The 12,428-nt window shown below is 69.3% G+C and carries 9 protein-coding genes; 6 read left to right on the top strand and 3 right to left on the bottom strand.

Annotated elements, in window-relative coordinates; genetic code table 11:
* Position 1: 1 nt before the first annotated feature.
* On the bottom strand, positions 2–1,360 hold the full coding sequence (locus tag JJ685_RS26310; RefSeq protein ID WP_201677347.1) for a glutamine synthetase family protein: 1,359 nt from the start codon (positions 1,358–1,360) through the stop codon (positions 2–4).
* A gap of 102 nt (positions 1,361–1,462) precedes the next feature.
* On the opposite strand from JJ685_RS26310, the gene JJ685_RS26305 reads away from it, so the two are divergent.
* The gene (locus JJ685_RS26305; RefSeq protein ID WP_201677346.1) at positions 1,463–2,308 is read left to right on the top strand and encodes an EamA family transporter; all 846 of its coding nucleotides are present in this window, start codon (positions 1,463–1,465) and stop codon (positions 2,306–2,308) included.
* A 128-nt stretch (positions 2,309–2,436) separates the two neighbouring features.
* On the top strand, positions 2,437–4,491 hold the full coding sequence (fusA, locus tag JJ685_RS26300; RefSeq protein WP_201677345.1) for an elongation factor G: 2,055 nt from the start codon (positions 2,437–2,439) through the stop codon (positions 4,489–4,491).
* A gap of 99 nt (positions 4,492–4,590) precedes the next feature.
* Here fusA and JJ685_RS26295 read toward each other — a convergent pair whose 3' ends face one another.
* Positions 4,591–6,654 (bottom strand): DUF6600 domain-containing protein, encoded by a 2,064-nt coding sequence (locus tag JJ685_RS26295; RefSeq protein ID WP_201677344.1) that lies wholly within the window; start codon positions 6,652–6,654, stop codon positions 4,591–4,593.
* A gap of 214 nt (positions 6,655–6,868) precedes the next feature.
* On the bottom strand, positions 6,869–7,657 hold the full coding sequence (locus JJ685_RS26290) for a GntR family transcriptional regulator (RefSeq protein WP_201677343.1): 789 nt from the start codon (positions 7,655–7,657) through the stop codon (positions 6,869–6,871).
* A 306-nt stretch (positions 7,658–7,963) separates the two neighbouring features.
* Between JJ685_RS26290 and hydA the strand changes: the two genes are divergently transcribed.
* The 4 genes from hydA to JJ685_RS26270 are packed head-to-tail and all read left to right on the top strand — an operon-like array spanning position 7,964 to position 12,428.
* On the top strand, positions 7,964–9,397 hold the full coding sequence (gene hydA / locus JJ685_RS26285; RefSeq protein ID WP_201677342.1) for a dihydropyrimidinase: 1,434 nt from the start codon (positions 7,964–7,966) through the stop codon (positions 9,395–9,397).
* A gap of 33 nt (positions 9,398–9,430) precedes the next feature.
* Positions 9,431–10,483 carry a TRAP transporter substrate-binding protein gene (locus JJ685_RS26280; RefSeq protein ID WP_201677341.1) on the top strand — a complete coding sequence of 351 codons (1,053 nt, stop codon included), beginning with the start codon at positions 9,431–9,433 and terminating at the stop codon, positions 10,481–10,483.
* Complete coding sequence (locus JJ685_RS26275; RefSeq protein ID WP_330901855.1) at positions 10,480–11,139, top strand: TRAP transporter small permease subunit; 660 nt, start codon at positions 10,480–10,482, stop codon at positions 11,137–11,139. The genes JJ685_RS26280 and JJ685_RS26275 overlap by 4 nt, the downstream gene beginning before the upstream one ends.
* A complete protein-coding gene (locus JJ685_RS26270) occupies positions 11,136–12,428 on the top strand; it encodes a TRAP transporter large permease (RefSeq protein WP_201677340.1) in 1,293 nt (430 codons plus the stop codon). The genes JJ685_RS26275 and JJ685_RS26270 overlap by 4 nt, the downstream gene beginning before the upstream one ends.

The following is a 12,428-nucleotide window of genomic DNA, read 5'->3' as shown; positions in this document are numbered from 1 at the left end:
TTCAGACGATCTCGAAGTAGCGGCGGAGTTCCCAGTCGGTCACCGCGTCCTGCCACTGACGCCATTCCCAGTCGCGGGTGGCCGCGAAGTGGTCCACGAAGGCGTCGCCCAGCCAGTCGCGCGCGATCTGCGACTGCTGGAACACGCGGGTGGTCTCGATCAGCGAGCGCGGCGCGCGCGGCACGTTCTCGCCGCCGACGTTGGTGCCCGTGATCGGCGGCGTCGTGAGCTTCAGGCCCTTCTCCACCCCGTGCATGCCGGCGGCGATCACGGCGGCCATGGCGAGGTAGGGATTCACGTCCGAGCCGGGGCAGCGGGTTTCCAGGCGGGTGGCCTTGGGCGAACCGGCCAGCACGCGGAAACTCGCGGTGCGGTTGTCCATGCCCCAGGTCGGCTTCACCGGCGCCCAGAAGCCGTCCACCAGCCGCTTGTAGCTGTTGATGGTGGGCCACAGCATCGGCCCGAACTCCATCATGCAGGCGACCTGGCCGGCCAGGTAGCTCTCGAACAGCGCGCTCATCCTGCGCGGCGCGTCGCCGTCGTAAAAGAGGTTGGACTTGCCGTCCGACAGGCTCTGGTGGATGTGGCCGCTGCAGCCGGGGTACTTCGGGCTCCACTTGGCGATGAAGCTGGGCATGACGCCGAAGCGCTTGCCGATCTCCCGCGCGCCGGTCTTGAACAGGATGGCGCGGTCCGCCTGCTCCAGCGCGCCGGAGAAGGCGATCGCCGCCTCGTAGACGCCGGGACCGGTCTCGGTGTGCAGGCCCTCGATCGGCACGCCGAAGGCCAGCATGTCGTCCATCAGCGCGTTGAAGAAGCCGGGGTTGTCGGCCATGCGCAGGATCGAATAGCCGAACATGCCGGGCGTGATCGGCTCCGGCGGCTGGCCGTTCTTGCCGGCCCAGCTGTGCGGCGTCTCCCGGAAGTTGAACCACTCGAACTCCATGCCGCACATGGCCTGGTAGCCGAGCTTCGCGGCGCGGGCCAGCACGCGCTTGAGCGTCTGGCGCGGGCACAGCGGATGGGGCGAACCGTCCGCATTGACGAACTCGCCGAGGAAGAAGGGCACGCCGCCGTCCCATGGCACGTTGCGCGCCGTGCCCAGGTCGATGCGCGCCAGCGCGTCGGGGAAGCCGTGCTGCCAGCCCGTGACCTGCGTGTTGTCGTAGGTGACGTCGTGCATGTCCCATCCCAGCACCACGTCGCAGAAGCCGAAGCCGCCCTCGGCCGCGCCCTCGAACTTGTCGATGTGCAGGAACTTGCCGCGCAGGATGCCGTCGATGTCGCTGACGGCAACCTTCACCTTGCTGGCGTTGCTCTTGCGCAGCTTCTCCAGGGCGGGGTGATGCAGGCTGGCCAAGGGTGCTCTCCCTTCGTTCACGTCGCGTCTGCTATCTTGACAGCCTTCGCCGCGGCTGTGTGGCGCCCTCCCGGGAGGACCTGTTTTGATTTGCAGCGCACGATGGGCCTGACCTGGCCCGTGGTCGCCGCGGTGCTGTTCGGCGCCCTGCTTCACGCGGGGTGGAACGCCGTGGTCAAGGCCAGCAGCGACAAGGCGCTGGACACCGCCGTGATCCACCTGACCGCCTCCCTGCTGGCCCTGCCGCTGGTGGCCGTGGCCGGCTTGCCCCCTCCCGCCGCCTGGCCCTACATCCTGGCTTCGGTCGCGATCCACATCGGCTACTACGTCGCCCTCGTCGGCGCCTACAAGCACGGCGACCTGGGGCTGACCTATCCCCTGATGCGCGGCACGGCACCGCTGCTGGTCGCCCTGTCGGCGGCGGCCACCGTGGGCGAGGCGCCGTCCCCGATCGCCTGGGTCGGGGTGCTCGGGGTGAGCTGCGGCGTGCTGGCGCTGGGCCTGTCGCGGCACGCGCTGGATTCGCCGCGGGCGGTCGGCTTCGCGCTCGCCAACGCGGTCGTGATCGCCCTTTACACGGTGGTCGACGCGCTGGGCACGCGGACATCCGGCAATGCCCTGCAATACGTGGCGGCGCTGTTCGCGCTCGAGGGGTGGCCCTTCGGCTTACTGGTGATCGCGCGGCGCGGCTGGCGGCACGCCCTCCCCTATGCCCGGCAGCGTGCGCCGGTGGCGCTGCTGGGCGCCGGTGCCTCGCTCGTGTCGTACGGGATCGCCTTGTGGGCGATGACGCGCGCGCCGGTGGCCACGATCGCGGCCCTGCGCGAGACTTCGGTGCTGTTCGCCGCGCTGCTGGGGACCTGGCTGCTGAAGGAGGCATTCACGCCGCGGCGGGCCCTCGGCACGGCGGTGATCGTCGCAGGCGTGATGGCTCTGCGGCTGGGTTAGGAGTGCCGGCGCTCACTCGCATTCGCGCTGCAAACGACCTGCACGAATGTTGAGTTAAGGACGTTGCGGCGCCCGCACGGCGTGCGTAGGATTCCTCATCCTCACTCTCATCCAAGGGAGCTTCCTTCGTGTCAACCAATCGCGACATCGCCTCGCGCCGCACTGTGGCCCTCGTGGGCCCGAGCGCCGCAGGCAAGACCAGCCTGGCCGAAGCCTTGCTGTGGAAGGCCGGGGCGGTGGGCGCGCCCGGCAGCGTCGAACGGGGCAGCACCGTCTCGGACCACGACCCGCTGGAGAGGCGGGCCCTGCGTTCGCTCAACACGACGCTGCTGCACTTCGAACACCGCGAAATCACCACCCACCTGATCGACACCCCCGGAGCGCCGGACTTCCTCGGCCAGTCGCTGCCGGCGCTGGAGGCGGTCGAGACCGCCGCCATCGTCATCAACGCGTCGACCGGCGTCGAGCCCATGGCCCTGCGCATGATGGAGTGGGCCCGGCAGCGCGAACGCGACCGCATCATCGTCGTCAACAAGATCGACGCGCAGGGCGTGAACCTGCAGGCGCTGGTGCAGGAGATCCAGGCCGCGTTCGGCCGCGAGTGCCTGCCGGTGAACCTGCCCTCGCAGAAGGGCGAGTCCGTGCTGGACTGCTTCTGGAAGCTCAAGGACGAGGGGCCGCCGGCCGACTTCTCCTCGGTGGAACAGGCCCACCGCGCGCTGGTGGAGCAGGTGGTGGAGGTGGATGCCGCCTTCGTCGAGCGCTACCTCAACGAAGGCGACGTCGATCCGTCCGAGCTGCACGCGCCGCTGGAGCAGGCGCTGCGCGAAGGGCACCTGGTGCCGATCTGCTTCGTCTCCTCGCGCACCGGCGCCGGCGTGCCCGAACTGCTGGACGTGATCGAGCGCCTGCTGCCCGACCCCACCGAGAGCAATCCGCCGGCCTTCCTGGAAGGCGAGGGCGAGAAGGCCAGGCCGGTCCAGGCCGCGGTGGACCCGGACAAGCACGTGCTGGCCCACGTCTTCAAGATCACGCAGGATCCCTACGTGGGCAAGGTCGGCCTGGTGCGCGTTCACCAGGGCACGCTCACCAAGGACAGCCAGCTGTATGTCGGCGACGGTCGCCGTCCCTTCAAGGTCGGCCACCTGTTCATGCTGCAGGGCAAGGAGCTGAAGGAGGTGGCCAAGGCGGTGCCCGGCGACCTCTGCGCCATCGCGAAGGTGGAGGAACTGCATTTCGACGCGGTGCTGCACGACGCGGCCGAGGATTCGCACATCCACCTGAAGCCGCTGGAGTTTCCGGTGCCCGTGCACGGGCTGGCGATCGCGCCCAAGCGGCGCGGGGACGAGCAGCGCCTGCACGACATCCTGCAGAAGCTGATCAGCGAGGATCCCTGCCTCAAGCTGGAGCACGTGTCCACCACCAACGAGACGGTGATCTACGGCCTGGGCGAGTTGCACCTGCGCACCCTGCTCGATCGGCTGCAGGAGGTGCACAACTGCCAGGTCGACACGCGGCCGCCGCGCATTGCCTACCGCGAGACGGTGACCGCGCCCGCCGAGGGCCACCACCGCCACAAGAAGCAGACCGGCGGCGCCGGCCAGTTCGGCGAGGTGTTCCTGCGCATCGAGCCCCTGCCGCGCGGCAGCGGCTTCCAGTTCGTCGACGAGGTCAAGGGCGGGACGATCCCGACCAACTTCATGCCGGCCGTCGAGAAGGGCGTGCGGGCGGCGATGGAGGAAGGCGTCGTGGCCGGCTATCCCGTGGTGGACCTGAAGTGCGTCGTCTACGACGGCAAGCACCACACGGTGGACAGCAAGGAAATCGCCTTCGTCACCGCCGGCAAGAAGGCGCTGCAGGCCGCGGTGCAGGCGGCGCGGCCCTGCGTGCTGGAGCCGATCGTCAACGTGGAGATCACCGCGCCCGAAGCCAACATGGGCGACATCACGGGCGACCTCGCGTCGCGCCGCGGCCAGGTCAGCGGCACGCGAAGCGATAGCACGGGCTCGCTCACGGTGCTGGCGATGGCGCCCCTGTCCGAGCTGGCGAGCTACCAGTCGCGGCTGAACTCGCTCACCGGCGGGCAGGGCCGCTACACCATCGCCTTCAGCCACTACGAGCAGGTGCCGCCGAACGTGCAGGCGCAGCTGGCTTCGTCGTACAAACTGAAGGACGAGGGCTGACCCTCCCCGTCATTCCCGCGCAGGCGGGAATCCGGGGCTTTCAAGACAAAGCGGCCCGCGGGCCGCTTTGTCTTGGTCTTCCAGATTGCGAAGCGGGCGTCAGCGCCACCCGCCGCGGCCGCCGCGACCGCCGCCTTGCTGGCCCTGCCCCTGCTCGGGTCCACCCCCGTTGCCCTGCTGGCCTTGCCCCCCGCGTTCGCCGCGGTTCATGGGGGCGGCATGCGGAGGCTGCTGATGCTGCGGAGGCTGCTGATGCTGCTGCGGCGGCTGCATCTGCTGGACCGCCTGCACCTGCTGCTGCGGCACCGGCACCACCGCCTGCTGCTGTTGCTGCGTCGGCTGCACGGGGGGACGCTGGGGATGCGCGGTCGGGCGTTGCGGCTGGCTGGCGTTCTGCTCCCGCTGGTGGCGCCAGGCTTCCCGCTGCGCCTCGCGCTGCGCCTGCTCCTGCGGCGTCCGCTGAACCTGCTCCGGCTGCGGCCGCTGCGCCTGCTGCATCCGCTGTGCCTGGTCCTGCTGCATCCGCTGGGCCTGCTCCTGCTGCATGCGCTGCGCCTGGAAGCGGGCGCCCTGCTCCTGCTGCTGGCGGATCGCCTGTTCGCGCTGGAAGCGGGTGTCCGCCTGCTGCGGGCGCGCCGCCTCGGCCTGCCGCTGCTGGTCGCGCGCGGTGCGATCGGCCTCGCGCTGCAGGCGCTCCTGCTCGCGGGCGGCGCGGAACTGCTCGCGCACCGCGGCCGGCGGCTCGCGGCCGCCGAAGAAGCGCTGGGGCGCCACCGGCTGCGACCCGGGCTGCACGCCCGCCTGCGGCGCCGCGGGCTGCCCGCGCCACGAGCGCTGGAACTCGCCCCGCGGCCGCAGTTCCGGCCGCACCGGCACCACGTTGATCTGCGCGTTGCCGATCGTCTGCGGCGCCAGCGGCTGCCAGTGGCGATAGACCGGGCGGCCGCGGCGGAAATCGTCCTCGCCCACCGCCGTCACGGCGAAGGGCCGCTGCCGCCACACGTGGTTGGTGAACGTGCGCGGATACGCGTTCAGGTTGATGTTGAAGTTGGCGAACCCGACGTAGCGCGGCGAATGGCGGAAGGTGGGCCACCAGGCTTCGCCGGGCGCGAGCGGATACCAGCCGACGGCCGGCCCCGAGCCGGCGGCCAGGCGCGTGCCGCCGCCACCGAGGAACACGACCAGCGCCGGCGAGTACACCGGGCGATGCGCCAGGCGCCCCGGCACCCAGGCCCAGCGATTGGAGATCATCGTCCAGCGCCCGTAGTGGAAGGGTGCGAAACCCCAGGGCGCATCGTCGACCCAGGTCCAGCCCCAGGGCCCGATCCAGCTCCAGTGGCCGTAGCGGTAGGGCGCCCAGTTCGCGACCTGCACGGCGGGGTACCAGACGGCGCCGTAGGTGGGGTCCTGGTTCCAGGTGCCGTACTGATCGAGCTGCGAGTAGCCGACCACGCCGCGCGGCACGTAGCGCGCGGCGACCGACTGGTCCTCGGCGCGATTGCGTTCGGCCGCCCAGAGCCCGAAGTCGTCCGGCCGGAACTCCGGCCCCTGCACCTGCGCCAGGACGCGCCCGGTAAAGGCGGCGACCTGGCCGCCGCCCAGGTGGATGGACTCGCCCGCCTCGCCGAACACGGAGCCCAGCCCGCTCTGCACGACCACGCGCGTCTCGCCGTTGCGCACGTCGACGTCGATGCGGTAGTCCCCGGGCTGCAGCGCGCGGAACGCCAGGTTGGGCGTGTCGACTTCGACGTTCTCGCCCTGCGCCACCTCGCGCACGCGCAGGTTGAGGCTGCCTTGCAGCAGGATCACCTTGAGCGCGCGCTCCTCGAGCTCGCTCACGCCCATGTGGCTCTCGCCATCGAGGTGCAGGGTGGTGGTGCCGACCTGGAACTCGGCGCGCGCGCCCTGGTCCGTCCAGAGGCGGTCGCCGGCGGTGATGGGGCGGTTGGTGGGCAGGTCCACCCAGTCTTCCTCGCCCTCGGGCGCGAACACCACCCCGCCCTTCTGGTAGCTCACGTAGCCGACGCGGCCCGGGGGGTCCTCCGCGTCCTGCGCGAAGGCGGCGCCGGCCATCCCGACCAGGACGATGGCGGCGAACCAGAAGAGGCGCCAGAGGCGGCGCTGGTACAGGGTGCTCATGGCGGGCTGCAGGCGTGACTTCATGTTCACCTCTTCAACGCGCGAGCGTGAGCCCCTGCCGTGAAGCGCCTGTAAATTTCGCAACCTGCCGCACGAGCGAAAGGGCCGCACGTGACTTCTTCACGGCACGGCCTGGCGGCAGACGGAAACTGGCGCATCGACCGGAATTCGCTTTTCGCGCCCCGCCAGCGTACGCCGGTTCGGACTTCGCAGGTGAGTGGGAGAAGTGCCTAGGACCTTAGACCCGGAAGATCGCTTCCAGGTCTGCTTCCCCCGGCGCGTTGTCGAGCTGCAGGCTCCCCTCGATGTGATCGAGGTGGTCCAGCATGAGCGCCTCGGCCCGGCCCCGATCGCGCCGCGCCACCGCGTCGACGATGGCCTGGTGCTCGTCCTCGCGGCAGCTATGCGCCGTGGGCGCGTCGTACAGGAAGATGGTCAGGCAGGTGAGCATGCACAACTCGCGCGTGGTGCGTGCCAGCGCGGAATTGCCTGCGAGTTCCGCCAGCAGCGTATGGAACTCGCCCGAAAGACGGATCACCATGCGCCTGTCGCCGCGGCGGTGCGCGTCGTGCTCGCGCCCCACGTGCCGGCGCAGGCGCTGGGTCTTTTCCGGCGTGAGGGTGTCCGCCAGCCGGCGCAGCACCGCCGGCTCGATCAGGCGGCGCGCTTCGAACACGTCGCGCGCCTGCTCGATGGTGGGCCTGGCCACGAAGGCGCCGCGCTGCGGGAACAGTTCCACGATCCGTTCGTGCGCGAGCCGCCCCAGCACCTCGCGGATGCGCGCGCGGCTGACGCCGAAGATGTCGGCCATCTTCTCCTCGCCCAGCTTGGTGCCGGGGTGCAGGCGGTGTTCCAGGATCGCGACGTAGATCTTCTCGTGGATTTCCTCGACGCTCTTTTCGCGCTCGGCGGGCGGCTTGGAAGCGGGGGCAGGCCCGGGAGCGCGATGCGGACGGGAGGGGCCGGCGACTCTTTCGGCGACCCTCGCGGCGGCCTGCTGCCGGCCCGTTCGGAAGGTGTTGCTCATCGGACAGGTCTGGGTTGGTTGGCCTGCAGGACACCTGCGGAGCTTCGATTCCACATGTTTTGGTCTATTTTGTCGACACTGGTGTAAACACCAAGACGGCGCACCAAAGCAGTCGTGGATAGTCCCTTCACTTCGGAATCCGACTTCGCCGCCGTCCGGTGGTCCGGATGTTGCTGATCTCCTCGACAAAAGCCATGAAGAACCTGTCGCATGACCCGATGAGCGCCTCCAGCAGCTTGTCAACATGTTTGTCTGCACTTGTCTGGATCAGATGCTGCACCGCGGTGGTGCCGCGAGGTTCCCTCCATGGCTGACGCCCTCGACCTGGTGCTGCGCAACGCCCGCGTGGCGACCGCCGCCGACACCTTTGTCTGCGATATCGGAGTCCGCGGCGGCCGCATCGCCCTCCTGGGCGAATCGCTGCCTGCCGGCACCCGCGAGATCGACGTCGCCGGGCGCACCGTCACGCCGGGCGGCGTCGACGCCCACTGCCACCTCGACCAGCCCATGGAAGGTCCGGCCAAGATGGCCGACGGCTTCCTCACCGGCACCCGCTCGGCGGCCTGCGGCGGCACCACCACCGTGATTCCCTTCGCCGCGCAGATGAAGGGCCAGTCGCTGGAGGCGGCGGTGCTCGACTACCACGGCCGCGCCGAAGGCAAGGCCAGCGTCGACTACGCCTTCCACCTGATCGTGAGCGATCCCACGCCCACGGTGCTGGCCAAGGAACTGCCCGCGCTGATCGCCCGGGGCTACACCTCCTTCAAGGTCTACATGACCTACGACGACCTGAAGCTGGACGACGGCCAGGTGCTGGACGTGCTGGACGTCGCGCGCACCCACGGCGCGCTGGCCATGATCCACGCGGAGAACGCCGACTGCATCGAGTGGCTGACCAAGCGGCTGGAAGCGGCCGGGCGCACCGCGCCGCGCTGGCACGCGCATGCGCGCCCGATGCTGGTGGAGCGCGAGGCCACCCACCGCGCCATCGCGCTGTCGGAACTGGTGGACGTGCCGATCCTGATCGTGCACGTGTCCGGCCGCGAAGCCATCGAGCAGATCCGCTGGGCGCGCGGCCAGGGCCTGCCGGTGTTCGCCGAGACCTGCCCGCAGTACCTGTTCCTCACCGCCGAGGACCTGGGCATCGACGACAGCTACCAGGGCGCGCGCTGCGTGTGCAGCCCGCCGCCGCGCGACAAGGCCAACCAGCAGCGCATCTGGGAAGGCCTGGCCGACGGGTTGTTCACCGTGTTCTCCTCCGACCACGCCCCGTTCCGATTCGAAGACCCGCAGGGCAAGAAGCCCGGCGGCGAGGAGGTGCCCTTTCGCCACATCCCCAACGGCATCCCCGGGCTGGAGACGCGCCTGGCGCTGCTGTACTCCGAGGGCGTGCTGGGCGGGCGCATCACGCTGCAGAAGTTCGTGGAGCTGACCGCCACCAATCCGGCCAAGGCCTACGGGCTGCATCCGCGCAAGGGCACGATCGCCGTGGGCAGCGACGCCGACCTGGTGGTGTGGGACGAGCGCGAGCTGACCGTGCGCAACGAGCGGCTGCACCACGCGGTGGACTACACGCCCTACGAAGGCACCCCATTGAAGGCCTGGCCGGGCCTGACCCTCCTGCGCGGCGAGGTGGTCTGGGACGGCCAGCATTTCACCGGCGCGGCCGGCCGCGGCCGCTTCCTGCCTTGCGGCACCCCCTCTCTGCTGCCGCGCGCCTGCCCCGACTCTCCCCGCTGATCCATCACGCAACCCTTCCCTCAGGAGCTCGCCATGTCCTTCCGCCTTCCCTTCACCTCCCTCGCCGTGGCCGCCCTGGCCGCGGCGCTGGCACTGCCCGCCGCGGCGCAGGAACGCATCAAGTTCAAGGCCATCGGCCAGCCGCTGGCCACCGGCCTGATCCAGAAGAACAAGGAGCAGCCCTTCTTCGAGAACTTCGCCGCCAGGACGGGCCTGCCGATCGACGTCGACTACAAGCCGATCGACACGCTGGGCCTGAAGGACACCGAGCAGCTGCGCGTGATGAAAGCCGGCCTGTTCGACATCGTGTCGCTGCGCGTCTCGCAGAACTCCCGCGACGAGCCCACCATCCTGGGCCTGGACCTGGTCGGCGCCGCACCCGACTTCGCCACGGGCCGCAAGGTGTCCAAGGCCTACTTCGACACCATCGACGCGCGCCTGCAGCAGCAGTTCAACGTGAAGCTGCTGGGCGTGTGGCCCTTCGGCCCGCAGATCCTGTTCTGCAAGAAGCCGATCACCAAGCTCGCCGACGTGAAGGGCATGAAGGTCCGCGTCTACGACCAGAACCTGGCCAAGTTCATCGAGCTGGTGGGCGGCACGCCGGTGCCCGTGTCCTTCGCCGACACGCACCAGTCGCTGTCGCTCGGCGTGGTCGACTGCGCGATCACCGGCCCCAGCTCCGCCAACTCGGCCGGCTGGCCGGAAGTGACGACGCACCAGCTGCCCCTGGGCTTCCAGATGGCCCTGAACGGCTACGCGATCTCCATGAAGTCCTGGAACAGCCTCAAGCCCGACCAGCAGGCCAGGCTGAAGACCGCCTTCGAAGGCCTGACCGAGGAGATCTGGAAGTACTCCGAGGAACTGTTCCAGGATGCGCTGAACTGCAACCAGGGCAAGGACCCCTGCACCACCGGCAAGAAATTCAAGCTGACCAGCGTGGCCGTGACGCCCGCCGACCTCGAGCTCGTGCGCGGCGCCGTGACCAAGGTGTCGCTGCCGGCTTGGGCCGAGGTCTGCGACAAGTCCAACCCCGGCTGCTCGCAGAAGTGGAAGGCGACGGTCGCTCCCGTGCTGGGGCTGAAGTGAACACCGCGCTCGAACGCGAAGAAATGCTCGCGCCCCCGGGCGCGGGCAAGGCGGGCACCGCACAGGCGGCGTCCTCGAAGAACCACGTCGAGACGGTGCTCGCCACCCTCTTCGGCGTGATCTTCCTGGGCCTCGCGGTGGTCGTGACCATCGAGACGATCTCCCGCAAGGTCTTCAACATCTCGCTGCAGGGCGCCGACGAACTGGGCGGCTATGCGCTGGCGGTCGGCTCCACGCTGGCCTTCAGCCTGGCGCTCATGGGCCGGGCCCACATCCGCGTGGACGTGTTCCACGAGCGGATGCCGCCGCGCCTGCAGGCCTTCATGAACTGGTTCTCGGTGGTGTCGCTGGCCGCCTTCGGCCTCTTCATCGCCTGGGTCGCGTTCAAGGTGATCGGCGACACGCTGCAGTACCGCAGCACCGCGCAGACGCCCTGGGCCACGCCGCTGATCATCCCGCAAGGCGTCTGGTACGCGGGGCTGGTGATCTTCGCGCTGGTGGCGGGCGGCTATGCGCTGCGGGCCACCACCCTGCTGTTCACCGGCCGCATCGACAGGCTCAACACGGACTTCCATCCCAAGAGCGCGAAGGAAGAACTGAAGGAAGAACTCGACGACCTGGCGCAGCGCCAGGCGGCGGAAGGAGACAAGCCATGAACGTCGGGCTCATCTCGCTCGCATTCTTCGCGATGCTGGGCATGATGCTGGTCGGCATGCCGATCGCCGTGTCCATGGCGGTGGTGGGCATCGTGGGCGGCATCGCCGCCTACGGCACGCCCTTCATGGATTCGATCGCGCCGGTGATCTGGGGCGTGCAGAACGAAAACCTGCTCACCTCCATCCCGCTGTTCGTGCTGCTCGGCGAGCTCCTGCTGCGCTCCGGCATCGCCGACCGCATGTACGTCGCGCTGTCGGCGTGGCTCGGGCGAATGCCGGGCGGCCTGCTGCACACCAACATCGGCAGCTGCGCGCTGTTCGCCGCCACTTCGGGCTCCTCGGTGGCCACCGCGGCCACCGTGGGCACGGTGGCCCTGCCTTCGCTGCAGAAGCGCGGCTACTCGATGCGGCAGTCGCTCGGCTCGCTGGCCGCCGGCGGGACGCTGGGCATCCTGATCCCGCCCTCGGTCAACATGATCGTGTACGGCTCGCTCACCAACAACTCGATCGGCAAGCTGTTCATCGCCGGCATCATCCCCGGGCTGCTGCTCACCGGCTGCTTCATGCTGTGGATCTACCTGCAGAGCATCATGAGCGGCGAAGTGAAGCGCGAGGAGAAGGTGCCGCTGGCCGAGCGCATCCGCACCCTGCAGCACCTGATCCCGCCGACGGTGGTGTTCGGGATCGTGATGGGCAGCCTCTACTTCGGCATCGCCACCGCCGCCGAGAGCGCCGCGCTGGGCGTGATGGCGGCGCTGTTCTTCGCCTGGCAGTCGGGCAAGCTGTCGCTGGAACTGCTGCGCAACTGCTTCATCTCCACGGCGCGCATCAGCGGCATGATCCTGCTGATCATCACGGCGGCCTTCATCCTGAACCTGGCGATCAGCCTCACCGGGGTGGCCGAGGCGATGACCAAGTGGGTGGCGGGCCTCGGCCTGTCGGCGACCGGCCTGATCCTGGCGCTGATCGTCTTCTACCTGATCCTCGGCATGTTCATGGACGTGCTGTCGATGCAGGTCGCGACCATCCCGATCACCTACCCGATCGCGACCGCCCTCGGCGTGGACCCGATCTGGTTCGGCATCTTCATCGTGCTGATGTGCGAACTGGGCCTGATCACGCCGCCGGTGGGCATGAACCTGTTCGTGGTGCACGGCATCCGGCCGGACAAGGGCGGCATCGAGGACGCGATCTGGGGCGCGCTGCCCTACGCCGTGATCATGATCCTGTTCACCCTGCTGCTGATGGTCGTGCCGCAGCTGGTGACCTGGCTGCCGGCCCACATGTGA

The sequence above is a fragment of the Ramlibacter monticola genome, from assembly GCF_016722785.1.
Classification (GTDB): domain Bacteria; phylum Pseudomonadota; class Gammaproteobacteria; order Burkholderiales; family Burkholderiaceae_C; genus Ramlibacter; species Ramlibacter monticola.
This window is presented reverse-complemented; position numbering and strand designations above follow the sequence as displayed.